The sequence below is a fragment of the Sneathiella sp. HT1-7 genome (assembly GCF_020731145.1).
Classification (GTDB): domain Bacteria; phylum Pseudomonadota; class Alphaproteobacteria; order Sneathiellales; family Sneathiellaceae; genus Sneathiella.
Genome location: NZ_JAJFZN010000003.1, coordinates 737,870 through 757,872 on the forward strand (window position 1 = coordinate 737,870; position 20,003 = coordinate 757,872).

Genomic DNA, 20,003 nt, shown 5'->3' on the forward strand with positions numbered 1-20,003 from the left:
GATGTTATTAAGGTTTTTAACACTTGCAGGTTTGACGCTGTTTTTGACGGGATGTGGGTTGCCGGGCAAAGGACTGGAGGCGCAAAATTTGTTTGAAGACAAAGCCGCGCGGGAACGAGCGATGAAAATCGCAGATGTATCCGTGAACTCAGGTAATTATCTCTCCGCGATTGATATTTATCAAAAACTGCTTTCCCGGAATAAGTTCGATGAAGATGTGCTTTATGCACTTGGATCGACCTATCTCAAAGCGGGTGCTCCGAATGAAGCGGTTGTCGTTTATGAAAATCTGGAGGAGATGACGCATGATGATATTCGGCCCCTGATCGGGCTTGGTCGGGCGCATCTTTTTCTGTATCGACCGGAGACCGCCGCGCTCTATTTTGCAAAAGCGGCTGAACTTGCACCAGACAACATTGATATACTAGGTGGCCGCGCCATTGCTGCGGATATGGCGGGGGATCATCAAGATGCCCGTAAATTTTATGAGGCGGCCCTTGATATTGCGCCAGACGACCTGCGCATTCAAAATAATGTAGCGCTCTCCTACCTGATGGAGGGGAGATATGATGCCGCCGTTACGTCTTTATCCAAACTTGCATTCGCTCCCCAATCTACTGCCCAAATTCGCCAGAATTTGGCGCTGGCATACGGTCTTGCCGGGGACGAGGCTGCGGCGGCCCGCATTGCGCGTCTCGATCTTGATCCGGAAGCCGCCGACAATAATATCAAATTCTATAACCTGATCCGTCGCATGAAGGACCGCAATCTGCTCCGGCGTTACCTACTGGGAGCACGATCTGAAAATGCTGGCGCAACATGACCAAGACTGGGCGTAAATTGTGGGAAGTTGCTTCGAATTGCCGTGCCTCTCTTCCAGTGGAACTCGCGATTATCTTGCCGCTCGTCTTTGCGCTTGTTTTTGGGGTGATCGATGTGAGCCGCGTTCTGCTCGCCCGCAGTTTGCTCGATCATCTTGCCGTATCGCTTGCTGACGATATCAAGTTCAATGGCGGAGCGGCTGGAGTTATTACATCGGCAGGGGCTGAAGCAAGACTTGCCGCTATTGCCCCCAATCTGGTGGGAGGCTTGGTAGATGTTTCCCGCCTTAACGTAACGGTCAGCAACTATGAAACTCTTGCGGATTTCACAAGTGGAAGTATTTCCGCAGAGGGATCGCTGACGGCGTATCGTCTTGATTACATCGTGACTTTGATTACGCCTTTCGTGAACTATCTCTATAGCGCGTCGGAGATGACGGAGAGCGTTGTTTTGATGGTTAGAAATGGCCGGTAAGTGCGTAACGAATACGCTGACCAGGGACTGCCGAGGCAGCGTGATGGTGGAAGTGGCGCTTATTGTGCCGGCGATTATGTTTCTTTTGCTTGCTGGCGTTACGTTAGTGCATGTTGTGCAGCTTTCGCGTACCGCCGACCGGGTTGCGGCGGTTCTGGCCGATGATTTTTCCCAAAGAACGACTATTGCTGAATCGGATTTTGATGAAGCGCTTACGGCGACGACAGAATTGATTGATATTGGTGATTATAATGTTGCGTCCTGGCTTTCCGTTCAGGCAATAGCATTATATCCAGCGACAGAAGCCAACTTCCTCTGGAGGCGGAACCGCGACGGGGGTGGGGGCGATTGTACAGCCTCAGCTCCTTCCTATGCCACTCCTGTTGGGACGCAGGGCGGCGCGGGTGTTGTGTATCTTATACAAGTTGATCTGTGTGCCACGCCGGGTGATGGATTTTTCCTCTCAAGTGCTTTGAGCGTCATGGAATTCTCCATTCATGCCCGTGCGGTGGCGCCCGTTCGTCAGGCTGCAGCGCGCAGTCTGGAATAGGAAGTAGCTTTATGCTGAGAAATATCCGGGAATTTTGGGCGGCGGAGGAGGGTGCAGCGTTGCTGATTTTCGCGCTCACTCTTTTTGTGGTTATCGGCAGTGTGGCCTTTGCAATTGATGTTTCCCGTTTTTTTGCGGCTAAGTCGCGCCTCAGTATTGCCAGTGAAATGGCGGTTGTCGCGGCCGCACAGAATTTCCAGTTTCTGACAACGGCGGAGCTAAACCAACTGGCCGCAGATGTGATGCAGGCAAATTTCCATGCTGCACATATGCTGACTTATTCGGATGATGCTATCGCGGCTCCCGCAGTTAATCTTGTTACGGATGGGGAGACAGGTGAGATCACGTTGACCGCCTCAGCGGAAATTCCGACAACCTTGCTTAGGACGTTCAATTTTTTTGACAATGTAACGGTGGAAAGCAAAGTCTCGGCTTTTCAACAGAAACCGGAGGCAGAGGTCGCTCTTGTTATCGACTCATCTGAGGTGTTTGAAACTGCAGGCCGTTTAGCTGAGGTAACGGTCGCCGCAAATGTCTTTATCGCCGCGCTAGAAGCGGAGGCTACTCAGGCGCAAGGTATTAGCTGGGCGCTCATTCCCGTCGGCAATGAAATTGTGAATGTCGCACCATATGACAACTGGGTGGAGGCGGGGAGTTGGCCCACCAATATTCCACCGGATGTGCCGGGAACAACGGAATGGGGAGGGGATCTGGCAGAGGATCGTTGGTGTGTTGCGCCGCGTGCCGGGGTAGCGGGGGAAGATGATACGCCGCCTGGAACAGTAGCCTTTCCTCTTGTTCTCACGTTGGATTCACAGATAGATGCGGCCACGGGCCTGCCCCATTATTCAAATATCACAACAGCTGATTGCCGGGAGGAGCGGATTATAGGCCTCACCAGTAGTCTTCCCATTTCCACAGCGCTTGCGTCCCTCGGTGGGAATGGCGACGCGGCTTATGGTCGGAGTATGCTCTGGGCGGAGCGGATATTATCGCCACTTTGGCAGGGCCTATGGAATGGCAATGCCAGTATGCCCGCGGCTTATGAAGATGAGACGACCGAAAAGATAGCTATTCTCATTGTTGGTTCCAGTGCCGCGGATGTGGCGGAGGATACCCGCCTTTCCAGCAGTTGTGCGCGGATGAAGCAAAATAACATTACTCTTTATGTAATTGACTATCTTGCGCCGGCAGCGACAACCTCGTTACTTCAGGCCTGCGCAACTACGGCAGGGCATTATTTTCGGGTGACAGATATGGTGACCCTGCAAAGCGCCTTTTTCTCTATCGCAAAGTTTATGACCGTGGTTCGGTTCGGCAGTTAATCCGGCCAACCTTCAGGTGTGATGAATAGCTGGCCAAGGGAAGTGAGCTTTTCTTTTCCGTCATCCCGCATCAAATGAACGAGATAGGGCATAGGTCGCCCTTCGATCGCCTTATCTATTTCGGCGAGTAAATCCGATACTGTCCCGGTAGTCGCTTCGTCCGGATAAAAGTAAGGGGTGATCCAGCGCTTTTTCTCCAGAATCTGAAAATGGTCGAAGTTGGGCAAAGGTGTTTCTGTAAGACGGCTTCTATCGCGCCATTCTCCTCTCATGCCTTGCATTGAAATTCTATGCGGTGCGGGTTGTGTCGGGCCATATGGTGCGGGATAAAAAAGACAACCTTTGACCCATGGACAAGATGTTACATCACCAATTCCAAGAGATTTGAACATAGCGATTGTCTCTGTTTGGTCGGGCAACGAAAGCTGATGCCCGTAGAGCCGGTCGAGCTTTCTTTTAAGTGTGTCTTTCAGCATCGGTCCGACAAAATCTGCTTCATCTGACGGAGAGCCTGTATTGAGATAGAATTTGATCGACAGCTCCCAATGCCGTGCGGTCCCCTCATACAGGAAAATGAGATCTATCTCACCAAGGGTGCGTTTTTCTCGAAAGATGGGAATATTGCTGCCGATCAGCCGGACGGAGGGTAGATTATCAAGCCAGAAAATAACCAACTGCTCGAAATAGCGACCGAGGTTAAGGCGCGGCGTGGTGGCGAGATGTTCAAGGAGAGGCTCTGGGTCGGCCCTGAGCCTTGTGAGCAGCGCCTTTGTTTCGGGGTGGCGGGCAAGGTCGGGCTCAGGAAATTCTTTTAGCAGGAAAGGGGAGTTGATGACCCATTCCAGATCGCGAAGTGCGAAAGGTGTCCTATTCTCCGGTCCTGTCATCATCCATATAAACTATAGAACATACGCGCGGAGGTCAGGAACAGGAAAAAGGCAAACGCCTTTTTCAGTAGACTCGCGTTGATCTGATGCGCAATTTTCGCACCAAACGGGGCAAACAGCGCGGCCATAGGAAAGATCACCAGAAAGCCCAGAATATTGACATATCCAATATTGCCCGGTGGCAGGTTTGTGGCATCCAGGCCAGAAATCAGAAAGCCGATGGTACCAGGCACGGCAATGATCAATCCGATGGCGGCCGCCGTTCCAACTGCTTTTCGGATCGGGTAGTTGAAGAGGGTGAGTATCGGCACAGTAAAGGTGCCGCCGCCGATGCCCATCATCGCAGAAAATCCGCCGATAAAGAGGGCAATTAACTGCTTGAACGGGGCTTTTGGTAAGCTTTCGGAAATATGTACATTATCTGGCCGAAAGGCCATATTTGCCGCCACGAGGAGCGCGAGACTAGCAAATACGAGCGTCAACAGATTGCCGTTGGCGTACCCGGCGATGATGGTCCCAAGAATAACCCCAATAAAAATCACCGGCCCCCAGCTTTTCAACAGATCTGTGTCGATCGCCCCCTTTTTGTAATGGGATCGGGCGGAGGATATGGATGTCGGTATTATGGTCGCAAGCGAGGTGCCGATGGCAACATGGATGCGGATGCTATCATCCACGCCGAAAAAGGGCAGGATGTTGTAAAGCACCGGCACAATAACGATACCGCCGCCAACGCCCAGAAGACCGGCGAGAATGCCGCCAACAATGCCCGTTCCGGCAAGCGCCGCGATCAGCCCGATCAGAAGCGGCAGGGAAACATCAGCGAACATCCAGTCATAACTCCATCATGTCAGAAAATACAAATCCAAGTATTGGGAGAAGCGCTCTAATTGCTCTTTAGCAGATCGCGGAGGATAAGCTCAAGCTTGTTCAGGGAATTGCAGGTTTCGGCAGTGCTGCAATAGGGCGCAATACGGAGCATTTCTGAATCCCCTGACCCCCAGACGGACTTCCTTTCCGGATTGAGCCAGATAACCCGTTTCGCCCGGAGTTTGATTTCCTTCAGAATATCGATGCGCGGATCAGCGCCGTTGGAGCGGCCATCGCCGAGGAATATAACCGTCGTTCGGTTGTCGATCTCATCGAGGCAAAGTTCCTTGAAATCTTCCAGCGCCCTGCCATAGTCGGTTGACCGTCCGCCATATTTTTCAATGGCATAGGGAATGGCCTCCTCCGGTCCGAGACGGTCAAAGTCACTGGTAATTTCGCCAAGATCGCCTGAAAATGCGAAGGAACGAACCTTCGGCAGCACTTCATTAAGGCTATAGAGGAACAAGAGCAAAAACCGCGCAACCGATGCCACAGAACCAGAGACATCACAGACCGCCAGGACTTTTGGTCGGTCTTTATGCTTCTGCTTCCAATGGGTTTCAAACAGGATGCCGTCATAGGCGACGTTGCGACGCATGGTTTTACGAATATCGAGATGACCCCGGTTCTTCACCTTTTTCACGCGCGAGTTCATGTCGGTTAGGCGTTTCGCCATGCGTTGGACAAGCTGGCGCATATATTTGAAGTCGCGATGTTCAACATTTGAAAGGCGCACATTTTTGAGGATATCCTGACGGAACTGCTTCGCCTTGCCGCTGCTGGTGAGGGCGAGTTGCCGCTCCACCATATCGCGGACCGCGTCGAAGAGAAGTTCCAGCCGGCCGGAGAGTTGATCCGCGCCTTCTGCATCGCCTTCCTTGTTGCGTCGAGATATCTCCCGATTAACGTCATCGAGACCCATGCCTTCCATAATTCGGCGGGTAAAGAGCCCTCGTTGGGTCATCAGGACGATATTGCGAAGATTGGCGTTGCTCGCGGCTGCGGTCATGGCCATGGTGAGCTCGGTTCGGTCATTGCGCTCCAGCATATCCAGGAGTGGAGCCGCTGAACCGCTCTCGCTTTGCTCTCCGGAAAAGCCACCGCCGCCTTCACCGCCGCCAGATGCAGGGTTGGGCGAGTTGTCATCATCATTCGCAGGTGTTATTTCGGGCGATGAATCAGGGTTTTCGCCGGTCTCCTCGCCCTCCTCATCAAGCGTCTCGTCCGGGGCGAGGTCAGGGTTGATCTGATAGCTAAAAAACTCATCGAAACAGCGATCGAAGCTTTCCTGCTCCTCGATCGTTTTCGCCATCACCTGCGCGAGCGCGGTCTTTAAAAGTCCGCGATCCTTATAACCGAACAGGCGCACGGTCTCAGCGGCATCGACGCTTTCGCTGATGGACACCGGCACATCTGAATAGCGCAGCATCTCAACAAAATCTGCAAGCGCCTTGTCCATTACATTCTTTCACTTTGCGCGGCGGCGATAAATTTCGGCACCTCGCTATGCATGTTGTCGATGTCTTCCTCGAACTTGAGCAGCATATTCAGCGTGTTGCGTACAAGATCCACTTCGAGTGTGTCCGCATGGAGTAGCATCAAGGTGCGCGCCCAGTCGATGGTCTCGCTGACCGCCGGAAGTTTTTTCAAATCCTGCGTGCGAAGCTGTTGTACGAAGGAGACAAGCTGATTGCGCAAGTTTTCTTCCAGTTCCGGCACCCGCGTCTGGATGATCCGCCGTTCCAGAGAGGCATCGGGAAAGGGAATGTAAAGATGCAAACAGCGGCGTTTCAGCGCGTCGCTCATTTCCCGACTGTTGTTACTGGTCAGGAAGACGAGCGGCTTGGTTTTTGCCTTGATCGTGCCGATTTCGGGAACGGATATCTGGTAATCCGAGAGGATTTCCAGCAAATACGCCTCGAACTCATGGTCTGACTTGTCGATCTCGTCAATCAGCAGAACCGTTTTCTCCTCCGATTGCAGCGCCTGCAGGAGAGGGCGGGCCTCCAGGAATTTTTCAGAGTAAAAGCTGTCGCCGAATTGGTGCAGCTTTTCCATGGATTGCTCCAAACCGACGGCATCTTCAAGAAGATCGCCGAGTTTTTCCTTCAGGATCTGGGTATAGAGAAGCTGCTTGCCATATTTCCATTCATAAAGCGCTTTCGATTCATCCAGCCCCTCATAGCATTGCAGCCGGATCAGGGGTGCCGCCAGAATTTCGGACGCAGCTTTCGCAAGTTCCGTCTTGCCAACACCCGGAGGTCCCTCGACCAGGATTGGTTTATCGAGCTTTTGCGATAGATAGATAGAGGTGGCGATATGGCGATCGCAGATATATCCCGCCTTCTCAAATCCGTCTTTGATCAGGTCGATGGCGGTTGCGGGGTCTTTATCAATGAATGTCACGTATCGGTTCCATGTTATTATTATTGTTCACTGGTTAAAAAAGATTACTTATTCAATAGCAGGCTCCTCCGCGCTTTGCTAGGGCAATCCAACTGGACAGCGGATGCAGGGCGGGTTAAAAAGCGGCAACAATGCGGCCTATATGCCGCATTTTTCTGCTTAGGTGAACGGAAATGGCAAAATGAGTACGACAAAAGAAATACGCAGCTCCTTTCTCGACTATTTCGCGAAGAATGGTCATGAAAAGGTGGAGAGCTCGCCACTGGTGCCGCGGAACGATCCGACCTTGCTGTTCACCAACGCAGGCATGGTGCAGTTCAAGAATGTTTTCACCGGACAGGAGAAACGCCCCTACAACCGTGCGGTAACGACGCAAAAATGCGTCCGGGCGGGCGGCAAGCATAATGATCTTGAGAATGTCGGCTATACGGCGCGCCATCACACCTTTTTCGAGATGCTGGGAAATTTTTCCTTCGGGGACTATTTCAAGGATCAGGCGATTGAGCTGGCCTGGAACTTGTTGACCAAGGAATTCGGTCTGCCGGAAGAGAAGCTGCTCGTTACTGTCTATCATGACGATGACGAAGCCGCAGACTATTGGAAGAAGATTGCAGGCCTTTCCGACGACAGGATCATCCGCATCGCAACATCCGACAACTTCTGGTCCATGGGTGATACGGGGCCTTGTGGTCCTTGCTCCGAGATTTTCTTTGATCATGGGGAAGGAATCCCTGGCGGACCGCCCGGCAGCCCGGACGAGGATGGCGACCGCTTTATCGAGATCTGGAACCTCGTTTTCATGCAGTTCGAGCAGCAGGCCGACGGTGCGCGGGAAAACCTGCCGCGTCCGTCCATTGATACCGGTATGGGATTGGAACGGGTAACCGCTGTCCTGCAGGGCAAGCATGATAATTACGATATCGACCTGATGCGCCATATTATCGAGGCCTCGGCCGATGTTTCCGGCATTTCGGCGGATGGGGAATTCAAGATGTCCCACCGGGTGATCGCGGATCATTTGCGCTCTTCCTCCTTCCTTGTCGCCGATGGCGTACTGCCGTCGAACGAGGGGCGGGGATATGTGCTCCGCCGGATTATGCGCCGTGCCATGCGCCATGCGCATATGCTGGGCGCGAAGGAACCGATGGTCCATAAACTTGTGCCGACACTGGTCGAGGAAATGGGCGACGCTTTCCCGGAACTTGCCCGTGCCCAGTCGTTGATTTCTGAAACTTTGAAGCTGGAGGAAACTCGCTTTAAGGAAACGCTGGAACGCGGCCTCAAGCTGCTCGGCGATGAAACGGAAAAGCTGGGTGGCAGCGATCCACTTCCCGGTGATGTGGCCTTCAAGCTTTATGATACATTTGGCTTCCCGCTCGATCTTACGAAAGACATTCTTCGCGGTCAGAAACGGGAACTTGACGAGGCTGGTTTCGATGCCGCCATGAAAAAGCAGAAGGAAGCCGCTCGTGCGGCTTGGTCCGGCTCAGGGGAGGCCGCAACGGATACGCTCTGGTTTGATCTGCATGACAAAGTCGGTGCGACGGAATTTTTAGGCTATCAGACGGAAACCGCGGAAGGCAAGGTTCAGGCTATCATCAAGGATGGTAAGGAAGTGGACCGCGCGGGGCAGGGCGATGAGATTATGGTTGTCCTCAACCAGACATCTTTTTATGGCGAGAGCGGTGGTCAGGAAGGTGATCACGGCATGCTGAAAACTGTCGATGGCTTTGCAATGGTGGTAAAAGATACCCAAAAGAAGCAGGACCTCTTTATCCATATCGGACAGGTCGCCAAGGGTGAATTGAAAGTTGATGATGTGGTGGAAACACATGTCGATCAGCATCGCCGTAATCGTCTGCGCGCCCATCATTCGGCAACTCATTTGCTGCATGAAGCGCTGCGTCAGACGCTCGGTGATCATGTGACGCAGAAAGGCTCTCTCGTGGCAGAAGACCGTCTGCGTTTTGACTTCGCGCATCAGAAGCCAATGACTGACGCGGAAATTGCCGAAGTCGAAAAAATGGTCAATGACCGTATTCGCGTGAATGCCGATGTGGATATCCAGTTGTCTACGCCCGAAGAGGCAATCAAGGCAGGCGCCATGGCGCTATTCGGAGAAAAATATGGCGATGAAGTTCGTGTTGTCTCCATGGGTGGGCGGGATGAGACTAAGGGCGCCGGGCGAGATTATTCAGCGGAGCTTTGCGGCGGCACTCATGTCGCGCGCACCGGCGATATCGGCTTTCTGAAAATTGTCAGTGAAAGTGGCCTTGCCGCAGGTGTCCGCCGGATTGAGGCCGTGGCCGGGGAAGCCGCTCTTGACTATGTCAATGAGCGGGAGAGAATCCTCGCCGATGCGGCCGCGACCCTCAAAATCGCGCCGCAGGATCTTGGGAACCGTATTAAGAGCCTACTTGAGGACCGCAAGAAACTTGAGCGTGAACTCGCCGATACCCGCAAGAAGCTGGTAAGCGGCGGCGGCGGTGCGCCTGAGGCACCGGAGAAGGTTGGTGACATATCCCTGATGGCGCGTTTGCTTTCCGATGTCCCGCCAAAAGACCTGAAACCTATGGCTGATGAGATCAAGAAACAGCTTAAAAGTGGCGTGATTGTCCTGATTAGTAATAACGACGGGAAAGCCTCCATCGTGGTCAGCGTCACCGGGGATCTGACTAATGATATCAGTGCTGTCGATCTTGTTCGCGCCGGTTCAGAGGCGCTTGGTGGCAAAGGCGGCGGTGGCCGTCCTGATATGGCGCAGGCAGGCGGTCCCGACGGCACGAAGGGAAAAGAGGCGGTGGCCTCCATCAAAGGCTTGATTGCGAAAATGGCCTCTGGCGAAGCCTTGGCCGGGCAATAAACAAACGAAAAGCCGGCAGGTCTGCCATCCTGCCGGCTTCTTACGCTACTGGTTACTCGACTGTGCCGTCCCGGTCCAATCGGGGTAAAATTGGCAGGGACGGCACTTTCTCCCTAGACTTGCCGGTTTCTAGTAAATTACTAACTAACCGGTAAATTTTCATTTGATGGTTGGTTGTGGCGGAAAAACGGCAATTCCGGGGTAATATTGTGGTTGCCATATTTTGCGCAGCTGCTTGATATTTTACGCATCTCCAATACATATAATGAGCGCCTTTGAAGGTATGTCTATTGGATACAGGACCATGAATTACGTCAAAACCGGATTACTGATCGCCGCCATTACCGCGTTGTTTTTGGCCGTGGGATTTCTCCTCGGCGGGATGACGGGTATGCTGATAGCGCTTGCCGTTGCGGTGGCGATGAACGGCTTTGCCTACTGGAATTCGGACAAGATGGTGCTAAAGATGTATGGCGCGCGTCAGGTGGGCCGGAGCGAGGCGCCGGGTCTTTATCAGATGGTAGAGGATCTGGCGGCACGAGCCGAACTTCCCATGCCGAAAGTCTTTATCATGGAAAATCCACAGCCCAATGCCTTCGCGACGGGCCGCAATCCAGAGAATGCGGCCGTTGCTGTAACCACTGGTCTCATGAGGATTTTGAATGAGCAGGAAACGGCGGGCGTGCTTGCCCATGAGCTTGCGCATATCAAGAACCGCGACACCCTGACCATGACGGTCACGGCGACGATTGCCGGGGCGATCAGTATGCTGGCGAATTTCGCGCTATTCTTTGGCGGCGGCCGGGATAACCGGATTGGTATCATTGGTACGATTGCCCTCATGATTCTTGCCCCCTTGGGTGCCATGCTGGTCCAGATGGCGATCAGCCGGACGCGTGAATACTCCGCTGACCATACGGGCGCAGAAATTTGCGGTAATCCGGATTGGTTGGCAAGCGCGCTGCAGAAGCTGGAGAATTCGGCGCGTGGTATCGAAAATATCACTGCCGAGAGAAACCCTGCCTCAGCCAGCCTGTTTATCGTCAATCCCCTACATGGCAAGCGGGCAGACAGTTTGTTTTCGACCCATCCGTCGACGACCAACCGGGTTGCAAAATTGGCGGAAATGGCAAAATCGCTTGTCCCGACTGGCAGGCGGCAAATCCGTACGGGTCGCGAAGACAGATATTCTCACGAAGGAATGTTCAGAAAAAAATCATCACGCGGTTCTACGCCTTACACCGATGCTCCGCCTGATCGATCCCGGCCCAAGAAAGGGCCATGGGGTTGATTACGCGATAGTTTTCGGTGATTTAACGAGCGCGCGGGTCAGGAACCGGCTTAAGTGATCGACATACTCTTGACGACTTTGGCCCTTACGATAAGCCATCGGCGCGGAGAATTGTATCAGGCCCATCATGGCATGGCCAATCAGGTCCGGGTCGATATCTTCATAAAGCTCTCCTGCCACCTTTGCATCTTGGAGCCGTGTAATGAATCCGGATGCAAATCTGGTGCGCACTTCCTTGGACGTAGAATCCGTTGGATCAAAAACCTTGGTATCCACAAGCGCCGAGCGAAGCAGACCAGGGTTTTGTTCGGCGAATTCCTGAATGGCCACGAGGCTATACCGGATATATTCCTCGAAACTATTGACCTTTGGAATGCGAGAATGAACAAAGGAGTGTAAATCCTCCTGTGCACCGCTCGCGAAGGCGAGGAAGATCTCCCGCTTGTCCGTATAGTGACTGTAGAAGGTGCCATGGGCGACGTCTGCCGCTTTGGCAATATCCTGTGGTCTCGTTTCGTGATAGCCCTTGCTCACAAAGAGCTTGCGGGCCGCCGCCAATAATCGGTTGCGCTTTTCTTCTTTTCTCTTGCTGGCCCTGTCTGACGCCACCGTGACGGGTGTTGATTGACTCATCCGCCTCCCACCTTTTTATTTTTATATTTTTCGCGTCTATTGCTGGCAATTATTACAACAATTTGTCAGTATTCTTACAATAACAGCCCGATGCTTAAAATAGAACAAAAAAAATAACGGAGTTTGTCCCCAATATGACTTCATCTATCCCATTTCGGCCATTTAACCGGCCAACTCCAGATATTTCGGTCGCCCAAAATGACGATGGAAGCTGGATTGTCAAGAGTAATATCGCGCTAGGCGAGTATATGGCGAATATTGGGGCGTATTTCCGCCGCGCGGCAACTGACTACCCGGATCGTCCGTATCTTGTGCAATGTCGCCCCGGCGGTGACTGGCCAGAACTGACCTATAAACAATTACAGGAAGAGGCGGATCAGATCAGCAGCTATCTTCTTGCAAACGGATATGGACCGAAAAAATCCGTTATGATCCTGTCCGGTAACAGCTTTTCACATGCGATCCTGAAAGTTGCGGCATTGCAGGTTGGTGTGCCGATCACTGCCTGTTCTCCGTCTTATTCCCTGTTGGGGACGGATTTTTCGAGGTTGCAGTATGCGGTTGAACTGACAGAACCAGGATTGATTTTCGCCGAAGATGGAGATGCTTTTGCGGATGCGTTGAATGCCCTCGATCTATCCGATATTGAACTTGTGACAGTGACCGGAGCACTATATGGCGGGAAGAGATTCTCCGATATGCTGGGCACCACAGATAGGCAAGCTGTTAAAGAAGCCTACAATACTGTGAATGGCGATAGTCTTGCCATGATCCTCTTTACGTCTGGTTCGACCGGTATGCCGAAGGCAGTACCGAATACGCAGGCAATGCTTTGTTCGGCGCAGAAGACTCTTGAGCTTATATCGGAACCTTCTGACCCGGTAAATGATCCAACCCGTGTTCTTGATTGGCTCCCGTGGCATCATACTTACGGCGGCACAGTAAATTTCTTCGCTATTGCCAGGACATGCGGCACACTTTACATCGACGATGGCAAACCTGTTCCGGCTCTGTTCGGTCGGACCATCGAGAATCTTAAAATTGTCTCTCCCTCTCGGTTCAGCACAGTCCCGGCGGCGTACAGCTTTCTTGCTGACCAGCTTGAAGAGGACGAGGAACTGGGACACGCCTTTTTCAAGAACCTCAAGATCTGCCAGTATGGCGGTGCCGCCCTCTCGCAGGAAATGTTCGAACGGATGCAGCATCTCGCCATCAAATATACGGGTATGCGCATTCCCTTCGGCACCGGCTGGGGCGCGACGGAAACAACAGGCACAGGAACGGCGGTTCACTGGAATAGCGAACGGGTCGGGCTGATCGGCCTGCCAACGCCCGGTATTACGGTGAAAATCCTCCCTGTCGGGGAAAAGCTGGAGATTCGGATCAAGGGGCCAAATGTCCATGCAGGCTATTACAAGCGGCCTGACCTCACCGCCCAATATTTCGATGAGGAAGGATACTATTGTATTGGCGATGCGGTTAAATGGGTTGATCCCGACAATCCGGCGTCGGGCATGATCTTTGATGGCCGCGTCGCCGAGGATTTCAAGCTGTCCAACGGGACCTGGGTCAGCACGGGGTCCCTGCGCCTGTCGCTCGTGGATGCGCTTGACCCGCTTGCCCGCGATGTGGTGATTGCCGGCCACGACCGGGAGGAAATTGGGATCATGATCCTTCTGACCGAGGTCAGGCACAAGCAATACGTGGAACAGGCGGACGCGCTGTCAGCGGATGGCGGGCGGATTATCGCTCCGTCGCTGATTGAGGCTGTTCAGGAGAAACTCAGTCGTTATAATCAGGCCAACCCGTCTCCGAGCCGACGGGTGGGGAGGGCGCTGATCATGGCGCAGCCGCTTTCGGTAGATAAGAATGAAATAACGGACAAACAATATATCAACCAGGGAGCAGTACTTTCCAATCGTGCGGATCTCGTCGCCTGTCTGTTTAATGATTCGGTCGGAAGAGATATAATTAATATGAACAAAAACAATGAGATGAAAGGCACTTCAAATGTCAGCAATGAACAAGCAGATATTGCTTAAATCACGGCCCGTCGGAGAGCCGACCGCGGATAATTTCGAATTGGTGGAAACAGCTGTGCCAACACCGGGACCGGGCCAGTTTCGGGTCAAGGTCATTTATATGTCCCTTGATCCCTATATGCGCGGCCGAATGGGCGCGGAGAAAAGCTATGCAGATAGTGCGAACCTGGGCGAGGCCATGGTCGGCGGCGGCGTTGGCGTGGTTGAGGAATCGAATAATGATCAGTTCAAGACCGGTGATTATGTCATGTGCGGCACCGGCTGGCAGAGCTATTGCCTCTCCGATGGGACCGGGGTGATGAAACTCAACCCCGATCAGGCACCAATCTCAACCGGCGTCGGTGTACTGGGTATGCCCGGGCTAACCGCCTATTATGGCCTGCTTGAAATAGGTAAGCCAAAAGCAGGGGAGACGGTTGTTGTTGCCGCGGCCTCTGGTGCGGTTGGTAGTGTCGTCGGCCAGATTGCCCGGATCAAGGGTTGCCGTTCGATCGGGATTGCCGGATCTGCGGAAAAATGTGCCTTTGTTGTGGATGAGCTCGGCTTTGATGCCTGTCTGAACTACAAGGATGCGGATTTCCCTGAGCAACTCGCGAAAGCCTGCCCGGACGGCATTGATGTCTATTTCGAAAATGTCGGTGGTAAAGTGTTTGAGGCGGTTTTGCCGCTGTTTAATGATGATGCCCGCATGCCGCTTTGTGGACTGATCTCGCAGTATAATATGACGGAACTGCCACAAGGTACAAATATGCTGCCCGCGCTGATGCGTGCGGTTCTCACTCACCGAATTCTCATTCAGGGGTTCATTATTTCCTTCCATTTCAATCATTTGCCAGCGTTTCTGAAAGATGTAAGTGGATGGATCAAAAGCGGGGAGCTCAAATATCGCGAAGATATCGTTGAAGGCCTCGAAAATGCGCCAGAAGCCTTTATGGGCCTGTTGAAAGGCAAGAATTTCGGGAAATTGCTGGTTCGTGTTGCTGACGATCCAACAAGAAACTAAAAGAGACAGATACAGTCAATAAGAACCCCAGAAGGAAGGAAAAAGAAAATGACTGCCATCACTGATTTTGTCAGTTACGAGGCACAAGGGACCGTTGGTGTCATTACCGTTGACAGCCCGCCCGTGAATGCCCTGAGCCAGGGCGTGCGCGCCGGGATCAAGGGTGGAATTGAGGCGGCGGTTGCCGATGACTCTGTCAACGCCATTGTGCTGGCTTGCGCCGGGCGAACCTTTATTGCCGGTGCGGATATCACAGAATTCGGCAAGCCCCCGCAGGAACCTGGGCTAAATGACGTCATCGCTACCATGGAAAGCTCGACTAAGCCTGTTGTCGCGGCCATTCATGGCACAGCGCTCGGCGGCGGACTGGAAACAGCACTTGGCTGTCATTACCGTGTAGCGGTTGCCTCAGCCAAGGTTGGCCTGCCGGAAGTGAAACTCGGTATCCTGCCGGGCGCAGGCGGGACGCAGCGGTTACCACGTGTGGTCGGTGTGCAAAAGGCGCTTGAATTCATTACCTCCGGTGTGCATGTACCGGCAACCCAGGCTTTTGAAGCCGGGCTTATCGATGAATTAATCGACGGTGACCTAACCGAAGGCGCCATCGCATTTGCCAAGAAAGTTGTTGCCGAAGGCCGTCCGCTCGTGAAAATCAGTGAGCAGAACGACAAGCTGGAAGAAGCTAAGAAAAATCCGGCCATTTTTGATGAATTCCGCAAAAAGAATGCCCGGAAGTTCCGTGGCTTCGAAGCGCCGGAAAACTGTATTAAGGCTATCGAGGGCGCGGTTAATCTGCCGTTCCCGGAGGGTCTGAAACGCGAACGCGAATTGTTCACGGAATTGTTAGCCGGAGAACAGGCAAAAGCACAGCAGTATTTCTTCTTCTCCGAACGGCTCGCCAACAAGATCCCGGATGTTCCGAAAGACACGCCTCTGATTGATATCAAGACTGCGGGTATTGTCGGCGCAGGCACCATGGGCGGCGGCATCGCGATGAACTTCCTGCAGGCCGGTATTCCGGTGACGATTGTCGAAACCTCTCAGGAGGCGCTCGACAAGGGACTTGGCATTATCAAGTCGAACTATGCAGCAACTGTCTCTAAAGGACGGATGTCACAGGCGGCGATGGACAAGAACATGTCCCTGCTGACCGGTTCCACCAATCTTGAGGACCTCAAAGACGTCGATATCGTCATTGAGGCCATTTTCGAAAATATGGATGTGAAGAAAGAGGTCTTCGGCAAGCTTGATAAAATCTGCAAGCAGGGCGCAATTCTCGCGACGAATACCTCTACGCTTGATGTCGATGAGATTGGTGAAGCCACGGGCCGGCCTGAATATGTCATTGGCCTGCATTTCTTCTCACCGGCCAATGTGATGCGGTTGCTGGAGGAAGTCCGGACCAAAAAAACCAGCCCCACCGTTATGGCGACCTGCATGGCACTTGCCAAGAAAATCGGCAAAGTTCCGGCCATGGTTGGTGTTTGCGATGGCTTTGTCGGCAATCGGATGCTCGCCAAGCGCGGCGATCAGGCGGCGCAGCTTATCCTTGAAGGCGCGAAACTGGAAGATGTTGACCGGGTTCTCTATGACTTCGGCTTCCCGATGGGACCGTTCGCGATGTCTGACCTTGCGGGGAATGATGTCGGCTGGCGCATCCGTCAGGGCAGGGGCGTGACCAGCCCGGTTGCTGATGCGATCTGTGAGCTCGGCCGCTTTGGCCAGAAGACGGGCGATGGCTACTATCATTATGAAAAGGGTAGCCGCACACCGCAACCAGATCCGATTGTCGAGGAAATTATCGTCAAGGCCGCCCGTGATGCCGGGATCAACCGGCGCGAAGTCTCGGATGAGGAAATTCTCAAACGCTGCATTTATCCGATGATCAATGAGGCGGCAAAAATCCTCGAAGAAGGGATTGCGACCCGCGCCAACGATATTGACGTGATCTGGGTCTATGGGTATGGCTGGCCGATTTACCGAGGCGGCCCTATGCGCTATGCGGACCATATCGGCCTTGAGAATATCTATAACGATATGCTCAAGTTCAAGGCGGAGCATGGTGACGAATGGACACCGGCACCGCTCCTTGAAAGGCTGGTTAAAGAAGGCAAGGGTTTTAAGGATCTCTAAGCCCGATAAGCTAACGAAGAAGAAAGCCCCGCGATTTTTGCGGGGCTTTTTTTATTCCTTCGCGTGGCGCGCGAGATAGGTGACGGGGATCAGGGCAAAAGCGAAAACAACACCGGACACCATGAAGCAGTCATGGAAGGTAAGCGTCATCATCTCGACTGTTTGCTCAACAGTTAGAGCCACACCGCCGTTTGCGGCCATGATCTCGGCCCCGTAATGGGCGGAGCGGGCGGTGATCAGCACGGCGATGATATTGACCCCGATGGTGCCGCCAAGCATGCGGCAGAAATTCAAAGCGCCGGAGGCTTGCGGCACCTGTTGTGATGAGACGCTGGAAAGGGACAGCGTGCTGTTGGCCGGAAGGATCAGGCCTATTGCAGCGCGGCCGATAACGACCCAGCCGGCGATCATCCAGAACCCACTCGCCTTATCCGCAAAAGTGAGGGCGTATATTGAGATAACGAACAGAATAATACCAGTATAGAGCAGGCGATGCCCGGGCAGGCGATCGACCAGCCGCCCGGCAATAGGCGACACGAACGCAAGCGCGAGCCCACCCGGGAGGAGGAGTAATCCGGCCTCTGTCGCGTCGCTGAGTTGCACCGTCCGGGAAAAGAGCGGAAGCATATAGATGGTCGAGAACAAGCCCGCACTGGTAATAGCGCCAACGATGACGGTTGAGGTAAATTTGAGATTACGAAACATGTCGAGGCGCAGAAGTGGCGATTTGCTCTTTTTCTCCCGCCCGATAAACAGGATGAAACTGATCAGGGCGATGGCAAGAAAAATTATTACCTTAGGATGACTCACAGGATAAAACTGGCTGTTAGACATTCCGGTAAGCAAGGTGCTGACGGTCAGAGCGATAAGCAGGAAGCTGATCAGGTTAAAGCGGCTCGATTGCTGCGCATCATCCCGGTCTGGCAGGAATATCCATCCGGCGACAGCAGCTAAGAACGAAAGCGGCAGGGCGGCCGTGAAGGTGTAGTGCCAATTGAATACATCTGTGATCACGCCGCCAATGGTTGGGCCGACGGCGGGCCCCAACACCACGATCATGCTGAAAGTTCCGATTGCCGCGCCGCGCCTATTTTCCGGAAACAGCATAAAGACGAGCGCCATAGAAAGTGGCTGGATAATCCCCGCGCCAGCTCCCTGCAGGATACGTGCGAAGATCAGCAGGTTAAACGCCGGGGCAAACTGGCCGATCATGCAGCCAGTGAAGAACAGCGTCGAGGCGAACAGAAAGGTCTTCCGCGCGCCGAAATTCTGCAACAACCAGGCGGAGGTCAACATGCAGACGGCATTGGCGCAAAGAAATCCGGTCGACATCCACTGCGCCGAAGCTTGCGTCACGCTATAGTCGGCCATGATGTTGGTGAGCGCGACATTGATCATGGTGGAGGAGAAAATACTCGCCAGCAGACCAAAAATAACAGCTAGAACCGCGAACCATTTAAAGCGTTCGCCGTATTTTTCCTCCAGCAGCTTTAGTCGCGCACTTGGCATGTCAATTTGTAAACTCGTTACGGATTTTCTCGTTATGCTCCCCAAGGGCGGGAATTGAATTATATTGCCCTGATTGCCCGGTCAGATGAACGGGAGAGGCGACAAGATTGACGGGCCCCGATCCGCTTTCGACAGTCGTGCGTTCAAGCTGCGGATGATCTGAGAGATCAGCAACACTGTTCAAGGCGCCAAAGGCGATGCGGCCCTTCTGCAGTCGATCGATTACCTCCGTCCGGGGGAGTTGACCGAAAATCCTGTCGATCTCGGCATTGAGTGCGGGCCGGTTGGCGACGCGCTGTTCATTGGTTGCAAAGCGGGGATCATCGGCAAGCGCGGGGTTCTGCAACCCATGCTCGCAGAGATTTCGCCATTCCGTTTGGTTCTGGATGGAAATGACGACCGGGCCGCCTTCCTTGGTTTCATAGGCTTCATAGGGCGCAATGGACGGGTGGGAGAGACCGCCGCGTCCCGGCGCCTTGCCGCCATATTCCTGATGCAGCAGCGGGACCGTCATCCAGTCGGCCATCCCGGCAAACAGGGTCGATTTGACGGCGCGCCCCCGGCCGGTTCGGTCGCGTTCGTATAAGGCTTCCAACACGCCGACGAGGCCATGCATCCCGGCCGCGATATCGCAAACTGACACACCGACACGCCCGGGCCCTTCCGGTGATCCGGTAACCATGGCCAGGCCGGTTTCACTCTGGACCAGCATGTCATAGGCCTTCATTTTCGAATAGGGTCCATCCTCCCCATAACCGGAGATGTCGACAGTAATGAGACGAGGATTGCGCGCCTGCAGTGTCTCGCAGTCAAGGCCATAGCGCCCGACAACACCGGGCGCGAGGTTCTGGATAAAGACATCCGCCTTGTCGATCATGTTTTTGAGAAGCGCGAGGCCTTCGTCCTTCTTGATGTCGATCTGGACCGATTCCTTGCCCCGGTTGAGCCAGACGAAATAAGCGCTTTCGCCATTCACGACCGTATCATAGTTACGGGCGAAATCGCCTTCAGGACGCTCGACTTTGATGACTCGTGCGCCGGCATCGGCGAGACGGCAAGAAAGATAGGGGGCGGCAACCGCCTGTTCGAGGGAGATGACGAGAATACCGTCGAGTGGGCCAGACATTTTATTCTTCTTTTGCTTTATTTAAGGGCAAGCCTATCTATGCATCGCAAATAAAATTTAATCAATAGG

Annotated in this window: 16 protein-coding genes; 9 read left to right on the plus strand and 7 right to left on the minus strand. The window is 53.4% G+C overall.

The window, feature by feature from the left end:
• The first annotated feature begins 1 nt into the window (after position 1).
• The 4 genes from LKE13_RS13230 to LKE13_RS13245 are packed head-to-tail and all read left to right on the plus strand — an operon-like array spanning position 2 to position 3,171.
• A complete protein-coding gene (locus tag LKE13_RS13230; protein WP_227951849.1) occupies positions 2 to 823 on the plus strand; it encodes a tetratricopeptide repeat protein in 822 nt (273 codons plus the stop codon).
• Positions 820 to 1,296 (plus strand): TadE/TadG family type IV pilus assembly protein, encoded by a 477-nt coding sequence (locus tag LKE13_RS13235; protein WP_227951850.1) that lies wholly within the window; start codon positions 820 to 822, stop codon positions 1,294 to 1,296. The genes LKE13_RS13230 and LKE13_RS13235 overlap by 4 nt, the downstream gene beginning before the upstream one ends.
• Complete coding sequence (locus tag LKE13_RS13240) at positions 1,286 to 1,846, plus strand: TadE/TadG family type IV pilus assembly protein (protein ID WP_227951851.1); 561 nt, start codon at positions 1,286 to 1,288, stop codon at positions 1,844 to 1,846. Before LKE13_RS13235 ends, LKE13_RS13240 begins: the two co-directional genes overlap by 11 nt.
• 11 nt (positions 1,847 to 1,857) lie before the next feature.
• Entirely contained in the window at positions 1,858 to 3,171 is a 1,314-nt protein-coding gene (locus tag LKE13_RS13245; RefSeq protein WP_227951852.1) for a TadE/TadG family type IV pilus assembly protein, read from the plus strand.
• Here LKE13_RS13245 and LKE13_RS13250 read toward each other — a convergent pair.
• Genes LKE13_RS13250 through LKE13_RS13265 form a run of 4 tightly spaced genes read right to left on the minus strand, consistent with a single transcriptional unit; the run spans position 3,168 to position 7,325 of the window.
• A complete protein-coding gene (locus tag LKE13_RS13250) occupies positions 3,168 to 4,061 on the minus strand; it encodes a DUF1853 family protein (RefSeq protein WP_227951853.1) in 894 nt (297 codons plus the stop codon). The two genes, LKE13_RS13245 and LKE13_RS13250, sit on opposite strands and share 4 nt — an antisense overlap.
• A complete protein-coding gene (locus LKE13_RS13255) occupies positions 4,058 to 4,888 on the minus strand; it encodes a sulfite exporter TauE/SafE family protein (protein ID WP_227951854.1) in 831 nt (276 codons plus the stop codon). The genes LKE13_RS13250 and LKE13_RS13255 overlap by 4 nt, the downstream gene beginning before the upstream one ends.
• 56 nt (positions 4,889 to 4,944) lie before the next feature.
• Positions 4,945 to 6,387 carry a VWA domain-containing protein gene (locus LKE13_RS13260; RefSeq protein WP_227951855.1) on the minus strand — a complete coding sequence of 481 codons (1,443 nt, stop codon included), beginning with the start codon at positions 6,385 to 6,387 and terminating at the stop codon, positions 4,945 to 4,947.
• The gene (locus LKE13_RS13265) at positions 6,387 to 7,325 is read right to left on the minus strand and encodes an AAA family ATPase (protein WP_415776536.1); all 939 of its coding nucleotides are present in this window, start codon (positions 7,323 to 7,325) and stop codon (positions 6,387 to 6,389) included. The genes LKE13_RS13260 and LKE13_RS13265 overlap by 1 nt, the downstream gene beginning before the upstream one ends.
• A gap of 190 nt (positions 7,326 to 7,515) precedes the next feature.
• Here LKE13_RS13265 and alaS point away from each other — a divergent pair, with 190 nt between their 5' ends.
• Both alaS and htpX read left to right on the plus strand, forming a co-directional pair.
• Positions 7,516 to 10,197: an alanine--tRNA ligase gene (alaS, locus tag LKE13_RS13270; protein WP_227951857.1), complete on the plus strand. Its 2,682-nt coding sequence runs from the start codon at positions 7,516 to 7,518 to the stop codon at positions 10,195 to 10,197.
• 304 nt (positions 10,198 to 10,501) lie between these two features.
• Positions 10,502 to 11,488, plus strand: a complete 987-nt coding sequence (gene htpX / locus LKE13_RS13275; RefSeq protein WP_227951858.1) for a zinc metalloprotease HtpX — start codon at positions 10,502 to 10,504, stop codon at positions 11,486 to 11,488.
• Here the strand turns inward: htpX and LKE13_RS13280 are convergent, their stop codons facing one another.
• Positions 11,489 to 12,121, minus strand: coding sequence for a TetR/AcrR family transcriptional regulator (locus LKE13_RS13280; RefSeq protein WP_227951859.1), 633 nt, complete (start codon positions 12,119 to 12,121; stop codon positions 11,489 to 11,491).
• A gap of 134 nt (positions 12,122 to 12,255) precedes the next feature.
• Here LKE13_RS13280 and LKE13_RS13285 point away from each other — a divergent pair, with 134 nt between their 5' ends.
• The 3 genes from LKE13_RS13285 to LKE13_RS13295 are packed head-to-tail and all read left to right on the plus strand — an operon-like array spanning position 12,256 to position 17,299.
• On the plus strand, positions 12,256 to 14,163 hold the full coding sequence (locus LKE13_RS13285) for an AMP-binding protein (RefSeq protein WP_227951860.1): 1,908 nt from the start codon (positions 12,256 to 12,258) through the stop codon (positions 14,161 to 14,163).
• Positions 14,132 to 15,166, plus strand: a complete 1,035-nt coding sequence (locus LKE13_RS13290) for an NADP-dependent oxidoreductase (protein WP_227951861.1) — start codon at positions 14,132 to 14,134, stop codon at positions 15,164 to 15,166. Before LKE13_RS13285 ends, LKE13_RS13290 begins: the two co-directional genes overlap by 32 nt.
• 48 nt (positions 15,167 to 15,214) lie before the next feature.
• Positions 15,215 to 17,299 (plus strand): 3-hydroxyacyl-CoA dehydrogenase NAD-binding domain-containing protein, encoded by a 2,085-nt coding sequence (locus LKE13_RS13295; RefSeq protein WP_227951862.1) that lies wholly within the window; start codon positions 15,215 to 15,217, stop codon positions 17,297 to 17,299.
• A gap of 51 nt (positions 17,300 to 17,350) precedes the next feature.
• Here the strand turns inward: LKE13_RS13295 and LKE13_RS13300 are convergent, their stop codons facing one another.
• Both LKE13_RS13300 and LKE13_RS13305 read right to left on the minus strand, forming a co-directional pair.
• A complete protein-coding gene (locus LKE13_RS13300; protein WP_227951863.1) occupies positions 17,351 to 18,808 on the minus strand; it encodes a DHA2 family efflux MFS transporter permease subunit in 1,458 nt (485 codons plus the stop codon).
• Between the two features lies 1 nt (position 18,809).
• Entirely contained in the window at positions 18,810 to 19,934 is a 1,125-nt protein-coding gene (locus LKE13_RS13305; protein ID WP_227951864.1) for a CaiB/BaiF CoA transferase family protein, read from the minus strand.
• Positions 19,935 to 20,003: the final 69 nt, after the last annotated feature.